This window comes from uncultured Nitrosomonas sp. (assembly GCF_902826915.1).
In the GTDB taxonomy this organism is placed as follows: domain Bacteria; phylum Pseudomonadota; class Gammaproteobacteria; order Burkholderiales; family Nitrosomonadaceae; genus Nitrosomonas.
Window position 1 is genome coordinate 25,882 of sequence record NZ_CADEGP010000018.1, and the last position, 17,968, is coordinate 43,849.

Here is a 17,968-nt window from a genome sequence, read left to right on the forward strand (position 1 = left end):
AATAACTATCTGGGCTGGCGTTAAAAACGGGCTCAGAATGCTTTACTAGGTTATTAAGCACTCCTTCACCCGTTATTACCTCGCATTCACTTCCTAGAAAGCTTTTTTCAACGACCTATTAAGGCTCAACTCGGCTTTCTCAGAAATTTGGCTGGATTTTGCGGTTTATCCTTGTGACGAATCTCAAAATGCAAATGTGGTCCGGTAGAACGCCCTGTACTACCAACTTCAGCTATTTTTTGGCCCTGCAATACAACTTCCCCAAGCTTTACTATTCGCTTTGATGCATGTGCATATCGACTCACCAAATCATCGCCATGATCAATCTCAACCATATTACCATACTCAGGATGACGATCCGAATAGATCACTACTCCACTAGCAGAAGCCTTTATCGGCGTGCCTGTTTTTGCCGCAAAATCTACACCTTCATGAAATGCTCTCTTCCCGGTAAAAGGATCAATCCGATAACCAAAACCAGAAGAATGCCAACTTGTTTCAACCGGCATCTCAGAAGGTAAAACAAATTTAGTTATCCTGCCATAACGCAATAACGAATCGAGAGCCCCGAGCTTATCGGCTCTTTCGTCAAGCATATTGGACAATTCCTGAAGCATGCCGTCAAACTCCCCAACCGTTAACTGACCCACTGAAAGATCGAGACTACTCCTTGGTCCACCTTGTCCCGGTGCCTCTTTAAACAAAAAGTCACGTGATTTGATTCCTGAAGACTCCGCTAAACGCTCACCCAAGGCATCTAGGCGAATTAATTGTGCTTGCATATGTCCAACTTTACTGGCCATAATATTGAGATTATCTTGCAGATGGGCTTGAATTTTCTGATGTCTTTCTTCTTGCGGATTAACCAAAATTGCTCTTAATAATGGAGCATCAATTTTGTCAGCGTAACGCAGCGAAACAAAATTCAACCCCAGAGCCACTATCACAACTATGACAGAAAAAATACCTAACAATAATATAATAAGTGGTCGTGTGAGTGTCAGCTTGCGCGCACGCTCGGTATTACTAGAAATAAAAATAATATTCATGCTTTATTTTCACAGGGTATTTCTTAAATAACCATGTTTCCTCTTAAAGTTGATACATATCTTGATCCTCTGGGCAAAACACCTGAGTACGCGGGTTTGCTTTCATCGGCGCGTCAATTGCACGAGGCTCAATCAACATTCTTTAAACTCATCCCAACACAATTAATACAATATTGTCGTATGGGTCGGATTTTGGATGGCAAGTTGACCATCCTGGTAGAAAATGGCGCAATTGCTTCAAAGCTCAAGCAAATTTCACCATCACTGCTGGTTAAACTACAGCAGCTTGGTTGGAAAGTTACTGCATTTCAAATATTGGTGCAAGCACATAACTCAGCCAGAAATTCAAGATTATTTGAAAAGCAAGGACATAGTAAAAGAAAATTGAAATTAAGCCAGACTGGCAAAAAATGCTTAACTCAGCTTGCTGCTACGATGCCAGATTCAGAACTCAGAAACACCATACAACTCTTCGTAGGAAAACACCAGAACGATCCAGCTGATCACAATGCTTCAGAAACGTGACGCAAATGAAGAGCCTCGCTCCAAAAAATGAAGCTCTTCTCTTCTTTTTGATACCGATCAGTTTATCGATCACCTGACCCAATCAGCATCCTAGAGAAACTGCACTATTCTTGCGCACGATTGTCTGCTTCATTTTTTTCTGTAACTGTCTCGTATATAATGCATACATACTAAACAGGTTTATACATGACAAAACAACTTGTTCTCAATTGTCTGTCAAAACCTTTATTTTTCCGATGATAATTTAACCTCAATGCGTCAGCTTAGTTCCAATTATCCCGCTGACCGTATAAAAACCCTATGAACGTTTTTTATGAAGAAGCCGGAACCTTCAAGATAGGAACCATACTGGCTGATAATAATACCTCATTACAAATCGAAGCTATCCATGGCAAACGCTCAAAGATTAAAGCCGCATCCGTATTATTCAAATTCGATACGCCACCATTATCCGAATTCATGAGTCATGTGCAGAAAATTATTGAAGAACTGGATCCAAATTTTCTTTGGGAATGCTGCGCTCAGGAAGTTGAATTCGCCAGCGATACACTGGCTACTGATTACTTTGGGCACTCACCCAATCCGATTGAGGCCGCTGCTACATTGATGCTACTTCAAAATGCTCCGATGTATTTTTACAAAAAGGGACAAGGACGCTACAAAGCAGCACCGCCCAATGCACTCAAAGCAGCCCTCACCAGCCTGGAGAAAAAGCGACTGCAAGCAGAACAACAAGCGCTTTATGTTGAGCGACTTAAACAATTCATCCTACCCGAGGAATTTAAACCATATCTTCCACAATTACTCTACAAACCAGAAAAAAATTCCATTGAGTGGAAGGCGCTCGAAGCAGTTTGTACCGAAACTAAGCTCACTCCTGTAAAGTTAATGGAAAAATGCGGTGCCATTCCGTGTTCACACAACTATCATTTCAATCAATTTATCTGGGAACATTTTCCTTCTGGAACCGGTTTTAGTGAATTAGATTCGCAGCCAACAACCAGCAAAGTGCTCGACCTACCCTATACAGATGTGGCGGCATTCAGTATAGATGATGCTTCAACGACTGAAATTGATGATGCATTCTCTGTTACATTCCTGCCATTGGGAAGTTTCCGCATTGGCATTCATATTGCCGCACCTGCCCTGGGAATTGATCCTGATTCCTCGCTTGATAAAACCGCTGCAACGCGATTATCGACGGTATATTTGCCCGGAAACAAAATCACTATGTTACCGGAAGCAATAATCAATCATTTCACACTCGCGGAAAACACGGTATGCCCGGCACTTTCTTTATATTTAGACGTTTCCGATGACTTTACCGTCATCAAGACCGAAAGCCGAATTGAGAAAATAAAAATCGTCGCAAATTTGCGTCACCACGAATTGGAACAACACTTCAATGAAACTTCATTAAATAAAGACGATTTTCAACATACCTTTAGCCAGGAATTAGGTCTGCTATGGAAATTTGCCTGCAAAATGGAAAATCAGCGTGGCAAAGCCAACGATATTAATAACGATAAAATTGACTACAATTTTGAAATCAAAAACAATCATGTCACAATCAACGAACGTAGGCGTGGATCTCCGATTGATAAAGTAGTGTCCGAGCTGATGATTTATGTCAATATGGAATGGGGTAAACAGCTGGCTGATGCAGGTATTACCGGTATTTTTCGCAGCCAAGCTAATGGAAAAGTCAGAATGAGCACCTCTCCCGCTCCACATCAAGGACTCGGGGTATCTCAATATGCCTGGAGCAGCTCTCCTATGAGGCGCTATGTGGATCTGATTAACCAACGGCAAATTATTGCGCTGTTACGTAATGAAACTCCTTTTTACACCAAAGATAGCGACAAGCTTTTAATTGCGATGCGCGATTTTGAAATGATTTATGGCATCTATGGAGAATTTCAACGAGCCATGGAACGTTACTGGTGCATGCGCTGGCTGCTACAAGAAAAAATTCAAACCATAAATGCACAAGTTATTAAAGAAAATTTAGTGAAGTTTGATCGTATTCCTTTCATCACACGGGTTCCTTCACTACCGGAGATGGCACCAAACACTTACGTCAAGCTTAAACTATCTGAAATAGATTTACTAGAACGAACTTTGCATGCAGAATTCATGCAAAAACAGGATGCATGAAATTCACTGATCGGGAATAAAATGAACCCAGTGATAAGAAAAAGATTGTTGCCTAAAATACCGCAATCCCTAGAGATATTAGATTTAATTTTCAAGGTTTGACCCTTTGGCTGTGACCTTTCAAACACACGGAATCTCATCCATAATAACGGGTGGCTATCAACTCTTGCAGACCAATCGCTTCTTTACTGCGATGGTAGCTTCGCTACTGTTACACGTCATTATATTATTTGGAGTGACTTTTCAATTTCCGCCACCTCCAATGGACAAAATTACATCCTCCCTTGAAGTTGTTTTAGTTAACAATAAGACTTTAAGTCAACCTAAAGAAAGTAAATTACTTGCACAAGATAATCTGGATGGCGGTGGTAATACAGAAGATGATCGCAAGGCAAAAACACCCTTCCCGGTTCTGCCGAAAAACAAGCCCATCCTGAATGAAAAAATCGCGCAACAAAAAGTAAAACAACTGGAACAGGAAGCTAAGAAATTAATGGCCGCTGTCAGTGACATACCGCAAATCCAGGAACCTAGCACAGACGATAATGAAAATGAGGACGAAAGCAAACCTGTCACCGCTGATGCCACTGAATTATTGTTGCGCAGCCTTGACATCGCTCGGCTCAGAGCACAAGTGGATGAAGATCACGATAGCTATCAGAAACGTCCAAAGCGAAAATTTGTTGGTGCGCGCACTAGAGAATACCGCTTTGCGCGCTATGTTGAGGATTGGCGCTTGAAAGTCGAGCGTATCGGTAATTTAAATTACCCGGAAGCAGCCAGAAAAGAAAAGCTATATGGCAACTTGCAACTCACGGTTGGAATCCGTGCAGACGGCAGCCTGGAATCAATTGAAGTTAACCGCTCTTCCGGAAAAAAAGTTCTCGATAAAGCCGCGATCAATATCGTAAGATTAGCTGGACAGAATGGATTCGCACCTTTTCCGCCAGATATTAGTCAAGATACGGACATTTTACATATTACACGGACGTGGGTATTCGCATCCTCAGACACACTGCTGAGTCAATAATTTTTATTGAAATGGGAATTAATCTTTTTCTTCAAATTTAATTAAAGAGTTATTACCTATGCTCGATTTGTATGCTGTAATTGGCAATCCCGTCTCACATAGTAAATCACCACTGATCCACGCTGCTTTTGCACAACAAACCAATCAATCCATGCAATACGATGCACGCTTGGTTCCGCTCGATGGTTTCATGCTTGCTGTAGAAAACTTCCGGCAACAAGGCGGCAAAGGATTGAACGTCACCGTACCCTTCAAACTGGAAGCGCATCACCTATCCACCCACCTGACGGGGCGGGCAAAAATCGCGCAGGCAGTTAACACCCTTAAATTTGAAAATAATGGAATATTAGGTGATAACACGGATGGCACGGGACTCATACGCGATATCGGATCGAATCTGGGCCTCTCAATTACAGCAAAACGCATACTGTTACTCGGTGCCGGAGGTGCTTCAAGAGGCGTTATTCTTCCATTGCTGCAGCAAAATCCCGCTTTACTAGCCATAGCAAACCGCACACCGCACAAAGCTGAAGCATTACAACAACAGTTTATTTCGCATGGCCATATCGTAGCGGGTGATTTTATGGCTTTTTCAGATGAAAAATTCGACATCATTATCAATGCCACTTCCGCTAGCCTGCACGATGCATTGCCGCAAATATCCGCGAGTGTTTTTTCGCATGCCGAGCTTGTCTACGATATGATGTACAGCCGTGAACTCACGCGCTTCCTTAAATTTGCTCAACAAAACGGCGCGCAACAATTGGCCGACGGTATCGGTATGCTAGTCGAGCAAGCCGCTGAATCTTTCTTTATCTGGCGCGGCATTAATCCTCAGACAAAACCAGTCATTACGATGCTGAAATCGCACATGTAAAATCAATCTTAGCTGCTTCTTATAGTTATCAGTTGTAATTTCATCAAACCGATTTAATTAACCGCAACGCCGATCAACAATTTTATGGTGCTGAGGTCGCAACGCGGTTTATACTCACCGGTCATCAAATTGCAAACTGTTCGGCGTATAAACAGTCTGAATTTATTTTCAATGAAAAGATTATCTTGCTAGCAAAAATCCGTTATGACTGAACCGCACAATAACAACGATCAGGAAAGCCCCTCGACTCCGCTGCAACAAGCCTCTTTTCTGTTACGTAAATACAAATTAGTCGAAGGCCTGGTTAATTTGCAAGATAGCACAGATCAGTCGTTCAGCGAATCAGCAGTCCAAAAACAAAACCTAACCGAACTCCAGGACTTCCTGGATCAGCTTCATCCCGCCGATATCGCTAACATTTTGGAAGCACTACCAATCGAAGATCGTCTTCTGATCTGGGGCATGATCAAAACTGATCGAGACGGTGAAGTATTACTGGAAACCTCCGATGCCGTTCGCACCTCGCTGATCACTGATATGGGCACTCAAGAATTAGTCGCGGCCACGGAATATCTGGATGCCGACGAGATTGCCGATCTTGCGCCTGATTTACCACAGGAAGTGATGGATGATGTCTTTCGTTCATTACCTATGGAAGAACGCGAGCAACTGCGTGCAGCCATGTCGTATCCGGAAGATTCCGTAGGCGCACTGATGGATTTTGATGTCATCACAATTCGGGAAGATGTGCGACTGGAAGTTGTTCTGCGCTATTTACGCCGGCTGGATGAAATGCCGGATCATACCGATCAATTATTCGTCGTGGACAGGAATGAACAATTGAAAGGGGTATTACTGATCAACCGACTAATCGTTAGTGACCCTGACATCCTGGTTGCCGAAGTGATGACCAAGGAAATGATTAAACTGCGGCCAAACGATATCGCGCAACAGGCTGCTAACGCGTTTGAACGCTATGATTTGGTTTCAGCCTCGGTGGTTGATGAAAACAACAAGTTACTCGGCCGTGTCACTGTTAACGTAGTTATCGACTTCATTCGTGAAACAGCAGAAAGCGAAGCGTTGAACTTAGCCGGCTTGAATGAAGAGGAAGACCTCTTTGCGCCGATTCTGAAAAGTGTCAAGAACCGTTGGGGCTGGTTGGCGATCAACCTGGTCACCGCTTTTATCGCATCACGGGTCATCGGTTTATTTGAAGACTCGATCGAAAAGTTAGTCGCCCTCGCCGCACTCATGCCGATCATCGCGGGTATTGGCGGTAATTCGGGCAACCAAACCATCACCATGATCGTACGCGCATTGGCACTAGACCAGATCAACACCAGCAGCGCCTGGAAATTAATCACCAAGGAAGTCGGTGTCAGCATCGTCAATGGCCTGCTATGGGGAACCGTTGTCGGCTTATTCACCTTCGCCATTTACCAAAATGCCGAATTGGGTTTAGTGATGACGCTGGCCATGACCCTCAACTTGCTGCTAGCCGCTTTATTGGGCGTAATAATACCATTGACCTTGCGCAAACTAGGCCGAGACCCGGCTTTAGGCTCCAGTGTGATGATCACTGCGGTGACAGACAGCGGCGGTTTTTTTATTTTTTTAGGTTTGGCAACCTTTTTCTTGCTATAAATAAGGCTAACTTATCCAAGCAGCCGGCGTTTTAGGCCGGCAATCCCCTCACTCTTAAGAACTTCCCAACTGCGCTTTCCTATCACCAAACCCGTCTTAGGCTGGGATAACGATTGACGGAGGATTCCGCCTAATTTTCCCCAATCGATATTGCTTGTGTTTCCACGGAACCCAGGAGTCAGTACCGATGAGAATTCTTTCATTGCCGCTTCACACTTCTTTTGATCGAAGAAATCTGGGAATTCCATTTTGCCTTGGGTATTCCACCAAGCCAAATAAGTAGTCGCATCGAAAGGGTTCGGAAATACGCCTTGAAGATCAATTCTTTCACGATAAACAAGACGTTGCGGCTTAGTGATCGGTGTTCCGTCAGTATAGGAACCATAAGCCCAAGGCTCTTTTGCCAGCGGCTCATCAACCAATCCTTCAATCTGCTTTGCATACCAATTAACAAGCTGATGTACAGCCTGATTATTTCCGGCATTTTTGGCAGCCATAATGCGATGGGCACCACTGTCAAAACCGGTAAAATGATAGAATCCTAATGGCTCACCGTCAACAGTGTAGCTGCCCGATGCAGACAAACCTAACTTGCGAGTGGTCAGGTTCCAAGTCGCAACGTTGTGACGACTAGATTTCATGATTGCAACACCCTCAAAGAATGCAGGTACAAGATCGATCCACCGTTGATCTGTAAAAAGCCCATTTGGAATATCAGCACGACAAAAATGATATATACGCTGACTCCACCATTCCGCAAATTCGTGACCGACATCAGAAGCAGTAACGGCGATAAATCCAAGATTATAGATACCGTGCTTCAAACTACAGATTTCATTATCCATCACCGCGGAGAGCGTTTGCTCCGGTCGAGTCTGGTGCGGCGTCAAAACAATATTCGCAGTGTCTAATGCTGCGGTAATGTCATCAAGACGAGAAAATGCAACGGTATCCGGATCAAGGTAAATAACTTTTTGGCAGCCAGGCAGCTTAAGCAACCGGGCCAGCATAAATGGCTTGATAGCGGTTGCCAATTCTACGATCGTATGGCAAAACGCCCATCCGCGCCAATCAGGAATATCCAGTTCACTTGCGGGCCAAATCTCGTCGAAAGGCTCTTGGCTAAGATCGACACCTGGTCTCGGTTCATCGGCAAGCGCCAAATGAAGACGCCACTCCGGATGATGCTGCCGCAAGGATTGAAATAGCATGCGTACTTTTGGAATATAATTAAAAGCTGCGCTGGTAAATACGTGAATATTGGACATGCGAACCTCAGTGTGCAAGATAAATCCTGCTGTGAAACAAAATCAATTCATCAAGAACGCTTGCAGCATCCATAGAAGCAAGGATGAGCCCTTTCGAATAAGTAGCAATACGTTCAGCTGGCGCGCCAACGTTAAATGATGCAACGGGTAGATCCATGCACATCAATTCCTGCACAACATAGGAAAACGTTTCAGGCCAGATTGAAGGAAACAACATAACATTCGCGCCTGAGGCATCAATGAGACTAGCTAACTGATCGTATCGGTATGCCCCGGTCTGACTGACAATAGAAGGCTCACAACTTACCTCAATGGAACCAATGACAACAATATTGACATTGATCTCACGCCGTTTAATCTCACGAGATAGCTGCTGAATAAATACCGCGCCTTTGTGGAATCCGATCTGTCCAACAACACCGATGCGCAGTGGCGCAGTCTGCTTGACCCGGGTAATCTTGTCCACCAGATACGCAACCTGATGTGGCCTGATGGAAATCTGCGAGCTTTCAATTTGTGGATAAGCTTTCATTAAGAGCTGTGCCGTGCTGTTGGAAAAAGTAACGATTTCATCGGCAACAGCCAGGAGCGACCCCCATATTGCCCGCCACTTAGAAATATCACGTTCGGTAAAAAGCGTAGCGAAGCCATAGCGATTTTTAGGCAAGCAATTATTACACAAGCTTATCTCTGGAATCTGGCAATACTTCCCCTCATGATCAAGGAGAAAATGAGAGGGGCAAACCAGATAAAAATCATGTGCAAGCACTATGAGCCGAGCGGAAGTCAGCGTTTTCAATTGTATTAAGAATTGCGGAATCTCATCTGGCTTAACAAAAGACACTGCGGTATTGTATATAATATCGCTGACTGAAAGCTGTTGGAGCGCTCTCCACAAGAATGTGATATTGGGTATTGAATATCGAACATTCAACCGTTTGTTCCGCACAATCACCATGTGCGATAAGGTTGTCACATGATAGGTCAAGATAATTGCGCTTCGTCCCTCGCGAATGATGGCTTCAACCAGACGATCTCGGTACTGATTTGCACCTCCACCCAGATTGTGATCTAGAATCACACTCAGATTCTCGCCTTCCAGTGGCTCAAACAAAGAGGCAAGCTCATCAGGTTTTTGCAACGCGGTTTGCGGTCTTCCATTAAGGTATCGTTTTACTTTATCAAAGAAAGAAGAAATTTTTCCTGATCGGATAAGATACAGTCCCCGTTTAAATAGAGTACCTGCTTGTCTTAGTACAATACGATTCTTAACCTTTGTATAATCATCAGAAAAGCGGATGATTTTCGAAGGTGGAACTGATAAGTCGATTACAGAACCATCCGCCAAGGCGCATTCCAATACAATGGCATCTGGATATTTCTCATCAGAAAGCGCTCCGAACACCACATAGCCAGAATTCAATGCTCTAATATGGCTCGGATAAGTACGCCCAACATCTTCCCGAGGTTTTCCAAAGTCGGCGTAAATATATTCTGGCACATCCTTTTCCGCTGACGTCACCCGAAAACGCAGCGAAGCAATTTCGTGTCGAGCATGAAAAATCCAGCCAAAGCCAAATAACACATTATCCTTAACCACCAAGGAATCAATTGTCCAATATAAATCAGACATCCGGTCTCCTGCGGTTTGGGTCGAGCCTTATTATTTTTAGTAGCTTATAGCCTCGAGAAGACTGAATAAATTCAAGTTGCGCACGTGTTTGTGTCAATTGGCCCTGTAATTGCTGTAACTCTTGCAACCGATCAATAGCAAGCGATTCTGCATAATCCTTGGCTTCTTCGGTAGCAACAAGTTGAGTTTGCAAACGCTGAATTTCGGCCAGGCGTTCATAAGCAAATTTTTCGGCCACAGATTTTGCCAACTCTGTGCGCTTAAGTCGCGACTCCAGAGCTTCTCCTGGAAAAGAACCGGAGCAACCTGGCAAGCTTGCATCGGGAGACCAGGTTGTAAATACCCTACTCTCAACACCGGATGCAAAAATACCTAACTCGGATTCCATCCACAAAAATCTAGAAAAATCTTCGTCGGTAGGTGAAAAACCGAGGCTATTCATAACGGCCAGAAGAAACCCTCCTCTCGTTGCCAATGCAGGATCTTGCGGCTGGGAGAATGTGGAAATGCCTTTCATCAGCGATGTGATTGCACGAAAAAGTAAGTAATCGAGCGAAATCCCCTGCAACGCGCACCATTCACGATCAATGTAGACTGCTTTTCCATCATCTGTCATAACAATATTCGACGGAATGGCGTCAAGATAATCTCCGGGAAGTAATATATTTTGCAACTGTGAGCTACACAAATGGCCTTCCGAATGGACAATTTCCAGAATAATTTCCAGATACTTAGAAAAATAATGCTGAATTTCTTTAATACTCCAGTCCGGTCTGGTCACGATCGCAACAAATTTCTGGTAAAGTGTTTTCCCACGGAAATAAGCCAAGTCACACGGTGGCTGAAAAAATAGATGGGCATTCTCTATCGGTTCAGGAAAACTATTGGTTGGAAGAGCACGACGTTTTACCAGGATAGATTCATCGGATCGAACAAAAATAGTCTCCTTACAAAAATCAGATCTCCGGTCTGTACTAAAATAATAGGCAAGTGAGCCTGATCTCAAATCATCTTCAGAGCTATTGGCCGCAACGATCAAAAATGAATTTGCCAAATCGACAGCCAAGCCGTTGAGAAAAACAACCGGTAGAGACCGTTCTAACGAAAACAATGTCCTCTCGGGCAATTGCGCATCTTTCGTGATAGATTGACATGCAAGTTCAGCCGCATCGAAATCAGGCGCATTTAAGCCTTCGGCAGTGAGGATACAGACCGGAAGTTTATAATCAGGAAACGGGATCAGGAATTCTGACTTTGCAAAACCTGCTTGATGGATCAATTCAGAAAGGAATCTACGCCCAAACGTCTGTGGCTCATCCATTTGATAACGCCCTTCTATACCGTACATTGATTGCCCAAGATGATCTTCAGGCGCGCCTGCAAAATACTTAAGCCCAAGTTGATTCTCGATTGCTATAATCAGCTTGCCATTTGGCTTCAACAATGACCGTGCATGCTCGAGCATCGCTAATGCAGGATGTTCAACCGTAGCAAAAAGATTAGCATACTCCAACACTCCAATGAGCGTGATTACGTCAAATTTCTGATCAATCAGGAACTGATCAAATTGCTCTGCAACCACCATGACATTCGGCTGATCACGCGTTCTTAATCTGGCAATAGCAGCGCGCCGAAGACTACCTTCAAGCGCTAAAACAGTTGCACCGCATTCTCCTAAATAACGTGAAATCGCACCGCAACCGGCGCCGACTTCAAGAATATGCCCATTAAGATCGGATTCAAACGGGCGCAAAATATTGGCACGGACACCTGACAAATGATACAACGAAGGCCAATCTGTGCAATGGCTGCGCAACTCACTTGACAATACGCTAAGATCCTTTGTCGACCTAACAATTTGCTCAATACGCTGCTCAACTTCGTCCCCATCGCTGTAAGCAATGCCGCAATATTCAGGTCGCGACCAAATGTCGGCTTCGGCATTCGAAATATAGCCCGCTTGTGACAGAAATGATTGCATCATATTATTTCCTGTACTGTCAGTTCCAGCTCTAGATCACACAAACCAAAAAATGCAGTAACTGGGCTCACCTGCAGATGAATGGCATCATACCGTCTATCATGCGGAATCACTTCCCCATTCTGTTGGGTTGCAACTCCTAGAGAAATAAAATAATCTCCCGGTGCAAGTCGGCAATTAAAAACAGCATCGGCAACTATCACCGTATCTTTTTTACCCAATGACTCAAAGGCTGCTACTTGCAGCGTTGTAGAATTAGCACCGTAAACTGTAACACCTGCCTTAGTTTTGATAGTGATACCCAGAATCGGATCTATCAAGTCGGCGTGGAACCTTATCACAACACCCAGCGTAATGGACTGCCCTGTCGTAACCACTGATGGATAAAGCTCATTCCCAGCTGACAAATAGAAATCAAGAATTGTTGCCGACCCATCTCCCCAACGATACTCATGCGGATTATATCCAGCACGCGTAGCAAATACATCGTCGATGTAATTCAGCATGAGCGGATCGCTTCCTATATCCGTGGAAAAGCTGGGGATAGTGGAAGAAGGTAGCAGACTAGATTCTTTACGCACCTTACCAAACAACAAATCCATATAGCGATTGGTGACATGTCGTGGCTCGCCGGTCACCACGACTGAACCTTCATTGAGTAGCATCGCGCGTGAGCAATGCGTCACAATCTGCTCACTGGAATGCGTCACTAATAAGATGCATGCCCCCTTGTCTTTGAGTCGTTTTAAACACTCAAAGCACTTAGCTTGAAACTTTGCATCGCCCACTGCCAAAGCTTCGTCAACAATCAATATATCCGGAGAAATCTGGGCTTGAACAGCAAAAGCAAGGCGCACCATCATCCCGCTAGAATATGTCTTGACCGGCTGTTCAATAAATTCACCGATGTCGGCAAAGGCCGCAATATCATCAAAACGCGCATCTATCTCTTCCTGGCTCAAACCCAGCACAGTAGCGTTCATGTAAACATTTTCCCGCCCAGTGAACTCCGGATTGAAGCCTGACCCCAATTCCAGCAACGCGGCAATACGCCCGTAGGTCTGGACATTACCACTGGTCGGGTTTAACGTACCGCAAATCATTTGTAGCAAAGTAGACTTGCCGCAGCCATTGCGACCAATAATGCCAACGGTCTCACCCTTCTTGATCTCGAATGAAATATCCTGCAACACCCAAAACTCACGAAAATATTGCTTAGGCCTTCGTCCAGCCAGGCGTTGCAAACGGGGAAGAATGATTTGTTTGAGGAAATCACGCGGATGATCGTAAATCTGATAGCACTTGCTCAGGTCTTCGACCTTAACGGCAATGTCAGAGGACATTGGCAAATCCCTTACGTGTCTTCTGAAACCAGGCAAAACCGAGCCACGCCGTTATCGCGGCAAGCATCAAATAGATAATCCATCCCTGCCAGCTTATTCCATTTCCCCAAATCATCACGCCACGAGCTTGTTCAATGACAAATGTCAGTGGATTCATTTGCAGAAATCGATGATATTCCGTAGGCAAAGCAGTGATCGGATAAAAAATCGGCGACAAAAATAACAGCGCCGTCGTCATCACGCCAACAATTTGGCTGACATCGCGTAAAAATACGCCCAAAGCTGCCAAAAACCAACTAAGCCCCAAAGTCAGCAATAAAAATGGAATCAGTAGCAAAGGAAACAATAAAAGCGTTGCTTGCGGTACGCCAAAAAAAAGCAAGTAAAAAATCAACCAGACCAAAAAACTGATCAAGAAGTGAAAAACTGCAGAACCAATGGTAACAATGGGTAGTATTTCCAAGGGAAACACCACTTTCTTAACGTAATTCACATTTCCCAATATTAAACCCGGAGATCGGTTGATGCACTCTGCAAACAAGTTATAGATCATCAGGCCGGCAAACAGCACCAAGGCAAATTCGGTTCTGGAATCAGTGCCGCCCGCCCAGCGTGCCTTGAATACCACACTAAAAACAAATGTATAAATAATCAGCATCAAAACTGGATTAAAGAATGACCATAATATCCCCATAATCGAACCGCGATAGCGACCAATAACTTCCCGTTTGATCAGGGAATAGATCAGACTTCGATGAGTCTTGAGTGTATTGACTAGGGTAAATGGAGAGATCGATCGAGCAGCGTGCGGATTCAATTTTAATATTCCAAGCTTACAAACAAACTTTCTAATCTTACAAAATGCATAAACCCTTACCGAAAGCACTTCTGCAAAAAATGGAAGAAAATCCCCTCCACTCATATTGCTTGATTGCAGAATTATGACAGCGATAACAGGTGTCGTATTATCTACAAAAACGTGAATGAGCGCGAGTTATTTATCTGACAAGCTGTTGAAAAACATAATCGAGACAATCATTGCAAGAAAAACAAATAAGCGAGCTCAATATATACCTGATCAAACCTACGACTATGCATTACATCCCAGCAGCACTACCTCTGTCACACGTATGAAGCTGTTCAGTGCGCTATTCTAGTGAAATTCTCCAGCAATCGATGTGACTAATGCCACACGACATGTTTTTTATCTTTCCAAGCCAAATGGATCATTCCGAACCTAGAAAAAATCTTCCAGAAGATATTTTTACCGCGAACATCACGCTACGTCGCGTATTTTTAAAATCATTCTCCGAAAGGACAACACCACCGTCTAGCAATTGATTGATCGCGGAGAAAGAATGTCAGCTTTGATTGTAGGGTTGAAAAAAAGTAATAATTCGTGGAACCGAGTCATGGTGAAAGTGAGATGTCAGAAATTCCACACTTATTCGTGATTTGTATTGATATTCCTGCTTCTTCTCTGTGTAAGATTATAGGATGGCAATAAATGGAACAATTAACTGACCTAAAAGCGATATTGCACTCCAAACGGGCCAATATTTACTACCTGGAGAAATGTCGGGTAATGCAAAAAGACGGTCGCGTTCTCTATTTGACAGAAGCCAAAGACGAGCAACTTTACTGGAATATCCCAATTGCCAATACCACCGTTGTTTTATTAGGCACCGGCACTTCTATCACGCAAGCGGCTGTGCGCATGCTCGCATCAGCTGGTGTTTTGATTGGTTTCAGTGGCGGTGGAGCCACACCATTACTGGCAGCCAGTGAAATTGAATGGCTTACGCCACAAAGTGAATATCGACCCACTGAATATGTCCAGGGATGGTTATCATTCTGGTTTGATGATGGAAAACGTTTACAAATCGCAAAACACTTCCAATTATTGCGCATCAATTATCTGCAATCCGTATGGAGCAAAGATAAGGATCTGAAGAATGAAGGCTTCTTTATTGACGACGAAGATATTACTCGATCATTCTCCGGTTATCCGGACAAAGTGGAACATGCAAGGAATGTTACCGACTTACTACTGATCGAGGCCCAACTCACCAAGAATCTCTATAAAGCCGCCGTCAACCGCACGAAACAGGAAGACTTTGTCCGCAACTATGACAATACGGATAATGCAAACTTGTTTCTCAATCACGGCAATTACTTGGCCTACGGCTTGGCAGCCAGCACACTCTGGGTATTGGGCATACCCCACGGCTTTGCCGTTATGCATGGCAAAACCCGACGTGGCGCTTTGGTATTTGACGTGGCTGATCTGGTCAAAGATGCTTTAATCCTTCCTTGGGCATTTATCTGCGCTAAAGAAAAAACTACCGAACAGGAATTCCGCCAGCAAATCTTACAAAAATTTACCGAACATAAAGCGCTGGATTTTATGTTTGATAGCATCAAACAAGTCAGTTTACGAGGTGGCTCAATATGATGGTTACTTTTATATCTGAATGCGAAAAAAAAGCACTGACCAGAACCAGACGCGTACTCGATGCTTTCGCCAATCGCATCGGCAGCCGAACCTGGCAGACTGTGATTACCGAGGATGGCTTAATTGCTGTTAAAACTTTATTAAGAAAAACCGCTACTAAAAACACTGCTGTTGCTTGCCACTGGATACGCTCCAGAAGTCGCAGTGAATTGGTTTGGATTGTGGGGAATCGTGAACAATTTGATCAACAAGGCATTGTGCCAGTAAATACTACTTCCAAAGAGTTAATTATGGACATAACAAGCGATAAACCAAATCCAGATTTTTTATACGCAAATACCCATTTGCAGTCTTTAGCTGAACATTTATTTGCTGTGGGTTATGTCGCAGAGCAATTGCACAGAAAGCTGATGCCGAGCCAAGAAAAACAATCTACGGCTATCTTTGTTGCGGGCTGTTTACATGATTTAGGCAAAATAGACCCGTGTTTTCAAGAATGGGTAAGAAATCCGAAAAGGAAAGATTTCGTGGCCGAAGATGGTCAGCATATTGACGATATTAAATTCAGCTTTGATAAGCATCCTCGGCACAATGAAGTTTCAGTATTGCTCTATCGCTTGCTCGATGACAGAAGCTTGAAATTAATAAATCCCGACAATAAAGAATCCATTAAGCATGCCATTTATTGGCATCATGCCAAACCTTTTCGCAAGGAAAAGGACTTTGCCAATTATGGCGACATCTATACCAAATTAACTAATAACCTAAAAAACACTTCTTTCACCGAGTTATTAGATAAAGCCATTAAATTGCTTAACAATGTGTGTACCGTTGATATCAAGTATCGGATGATTGAAGAATCGGTAGTTTCCAAAATTTTTAATGCCGATGTTGATTTAGATGCTACCGAAGAACTGGATGGATTGCTATTACCCTATTATAAAAAATACAAGCCAGTAGAACACATTGAGAAATATCAATCGCAAATCAAGCACAATGCCGACAATAACATCATGCGCACCTGTGTTATCTCATCCGACCGTTTAGTATCCGCATTATCAGCCACTGATTTGCACGCTCACATAAAAAATAACTCTCTTGATAACTTAGTAGCTGAAACTCTCCTATCTGAATCTACGCTGTGTTCCCGCATTGATGCGAGCCTAAAACAATTCCCTGTAGGTGATCGTAGCAACAAACAAAATGAAGTCGCCATCCAACTCATCAAAGCCCAAGGTGTTAGCGTTCTGGCCGGCCCTGCCGGTTGCGGCAAAACCAAAATTGCCCTGGAATGGGCAAAGTTAAAAAATGCCCAACAATTGATTTGGATATGTCCAAGAGTGCAAGTTTGCCAAGGATTATTCTATGACCTAACCTCTGAGCAATATTTGCCGGATGCCAGAATAGAAATTAATACAGGAGAATTTAAATTTACAAGCAAATGGGATAACCCAACACCAGAAAAAGATTACTTCTTTGGCGATATAGTCATCACCACCATAGATCAAATATTCAGCGGCATCATTACACATAGTAAAGTTAATACGTTGATTAAATATCTGAATGCGCATGTGGTGTTTGATGAGTTTCACGAATATATCAACATGCCGGCTTTCAATTTGCTGTTTGCTGAGTTAATCGCTTGCAAACAGCAGCAAGAGCGCGCAGCCAATACCTTGCTCGTGTCTGCCACACCGCATTATTTTTATCTCAGACATGTATTGACGCTTGAGCCAGAAGATATTGTTGCCATGCCGTCTTTTAACCAAAGCACATACCGTATTGGATTCAAAATCTTTGATGAAACCAAGCAAGACGAAACTAATCCCCTATATCAAAGCCAGAACTCCAACACCATTGTCATCAGCAATACAGCTTTGACCGCGCAAAAAAGCTTTATTCGTAATCAGCACCAAGAAAATGCCGTGCTATTACATTCAAAGTTTAAGAAGAGCTATAGTCAAATCTGGTGTATGAGAATCAAGCGACCTGCTGTTTTTGAT

At 43.5% G+C, this 17,968-nt stretch carries 13 protein-coding genes; 7 read left to right on the plus strand and 6 right to left on the minus strand.

The features are described from left to right. Window positions 1–125: 125 nt before the first annotated feature. Window positions 126–1,049 carry a M23 family metallopeptidase gene (locus tag QZV86_RS04970; protein WP_295624638.1) on the minus strand — a complete coding sequence of 308 codons (924 nt, stop codon included), beginning with the start codon at window positions 1,047–1,049 and terminating at the stop codon, window positions 126–128. A gap of 33 nt (window positions 1,050–1,082) precedes the next feature. Between QZV86_RS04970 and QZV86_RS04975 the strand changes: the two genes are divergently transcribed. The 5 genes from QZV86_RS04975 (at window position 1,083) to mgtE (ending at window position 7,285) form a co-directional block, all read left to right on the plus strand. Then, a complete protein-coding gene (locus QZV86_RS04975) occupies window positions 1,083–1,574 on the plus strand; it encodes a DciA family protein (protein ID WP_295624639.1) in 492 nt (163 codons plus the stop codon). 300 nt (window positions 1,575–1,874) lie between these two features. Next, the gene (locus QZV86_RS04980; protein ID WP_295624641.1) at window positions 1,875–3,731 is read left to right on the plus strand and encodes an RNB domain-containing ribonuclease; all 1,857 of its coding nucleotides are present in this window, start codon (window positions 1,875–1,877) and stop codon (window positions 3,729–3,731) included. Window positions 3,732–3,837: 106 nt separating this feature from the next. Beyond that, a complete protein-coding gene (locus QZV86_RS04985; RefSeq protein WP_295624643.1) occupies window positions 3,838–4,761 on the plus strand; it encodes an energy transducer TonB in 924 nt (307 codons plus the stop codon). A gap of 58 nt (window positions 4,762–4,819) precedes the next feature. Further along, window positions 4,820–5,638: a shikimate dehydrogenase gene (aroE, locus tag QZV86_RS04990; RefSeq protein WP_295624646.1), complete on the plus strand. Its 819-nt coding sequence runs from the start codon at window positions 4,820–4,822 to the stop codon at window positions 5,636–5,638. A 204-nt stretch (window positions 5,639–5,842) separates the two neighbouring features. Then, entirely contained in the window at window positions 5,843–7,285 is a 1,443-nt protein-coding gene (gene mgtE, locus QZV86_RS04995) for a magnesium transporter (protein WP_295624648.1), read from the plus strand. Window positions 7,286–7,296: 11 nt separating this feature from the next. On the opposite strand, the gene QZV86_RS05000 is transcribed toward mgtE, so the two are convergent. From QZV86_RS05000 to QZV86_RS05020, 5 genes are read right to left on the minus strand one after another with little or no spacing between them, the layout of a single operon-like run. After that, entirely contained in the window at window positions 7,297–8,553 is a 1,257-nt protein-coding gene (locus tag QZV86_RS05000; RefSeq protein WP_295624650.1) for a glycosyl transferase, read from the minus strand. Between the two features lie 7 nt (window positions 8,554–8,560). After that, complete coding sequence (locus QZV86_RS05005) at window positions 8,561–10,186, minus strand: glycosyltransferase (protein ID WP_295624652.1); 1,626 nt, start codon at window positions 10,184–10,186, stop codon at window positions 8,561–8,563. Then, window positions 10,179–12,170: a bifunctional 2-polyprenyl-6-hydroxyphenol methylase/3-demethylubiquinol 3-O-methyltransferase UbiG gene (locus QZV86_RS05010; RefSeq protein WP_295624654.1), complete on the minus strand. Its 1,992-nt coding sequence runs from the start codon at window positions 12,168–12,170 to the stop codon at window positions 10,179–10,181. Before QZV86_RS05010 ends, QZV86_RS05005 begins: the two co-directional genes overlap by 8 nt. Continuing rightward, complete coding sequence (locus QZV86_RS05015; RefSeq protein WP_295624656.1) at window positions 12,167–13,510, minus strand: ABC transporter ATP-binding protein; 1,344 nt, start codon at window positions 13,508–13,510, stop codon at window positions 12,167–12,169. The genes QZV86_RS05010 and QZV86_RS05015 overlap by 4 nt, the downstream gene beginning before the upstream one ends. Further along, a complete protein-coding gene (locus QZV86_RS05020; protein WP_295624658.1) occupies window positions 13,500–14,327 on the minus strand; it encodes an ABC transporter permease in 828 nt (275 codons plus the stop codon). The genes QZV86_RS05015 and QZV86_RS05020 overlap by 11 nt, the downstream gene beginning before the upstream one ends. 690 nt (window positions 14,328–15,017) lie before the next feature. Between QZV86_RS05020 and cas1f the strand changes: the two genes are divergently transcribed. Beyond that, entirely contained in the window at window positions 15,018–15,965 is a 948-nt protein-coding gene (cas1f, locus tag QZV86_RS05025) for a type I-F CRISPR-associated endonuclease Cas1f (RefSeq protein WP_295624660.1), read from the plus strand. Further along, the coding region (locus tag QZV86_RS05030; RefSeq protein ID WP_295624663.1) for a CRISPR-associated endonuclease Cas3'' at window positions 15,962–17,968 on the plus strand (2,007 nt) is incomplete at its 3' end. The genes cas1f and QZV86_RS05030, both read left to right, overlap by 4 nt.

Bases quoted from the DNA above. Each gene is read 5' to 3' on its own strand.
- QZV86_RS04970 (WP_295624638.1), bottom strand. From the start codon at position 1,049: ATGAATATTATTTTTATTTCTAGTAATACCGAGCGTGCGCGCAAGCTG.
- QZV86_RS04975 (WP_295624639.1), top strand. From the start codon at position 1,083: ATGTTTCCTCTTAAAGTTGATACATATCTTGATCCTCTGGGCAAAACA.
- QZV86_RS04980 (WP_295624641.1), top strand. From the start codon at position 1,875: ATGAACGTTTTTTATGAAGAAGCCGGAACCTTCAAGATAGGAACCATA.
- aroE (WP_295624646.1), top strand. From the start codon at position 4,820: ATGCTCGATTTGTATGCTGTAATTGGCAATCCCGTCTCACATAGTAAA.
- mgtE (WP_295624648.1), top strand. From the start codon at position 5,843: ATGACTGAACCGCACAATAACAACGATCAGGAAAGCCCCTCGACTCCG.
- QZV86_RS05000 (WP_295624650.1), bottom strand. From the start codon at position 8,553: ATGTCCAATATTCACGTATTTACCAGCGCAGCTTTTAATTATATTCCA.
- QZV86_RS05005 (WP_295624652.1), bottom strand. From the start codon at position 10,186: ATGTCTGATTTATATTGGACAATTGATTCCTTGGTGGTTAAGGATAAT.
- QZV86_RS05010 (WP_295624654.1), bottom strand. From the start codon at position 12,170: ATGATGCAATCATTTCTGTCACAAGCGGGCTATATTTCGAATGCCGAA.
- QZV86_RS05015 (WP_295624656.1), bottom strand. From the start codon at position 13,510: ATGTCCTCTGACATTGCCGTTAAGGTCGAAGACCTGAGCAAGTGCTAT.
- cas1f (WP_295624660.1), top strand. From the start codon at position 15,018: ATGGAACAATTAACTGACCTAAAAGCGATATTGCACTCCAAACGGGCC.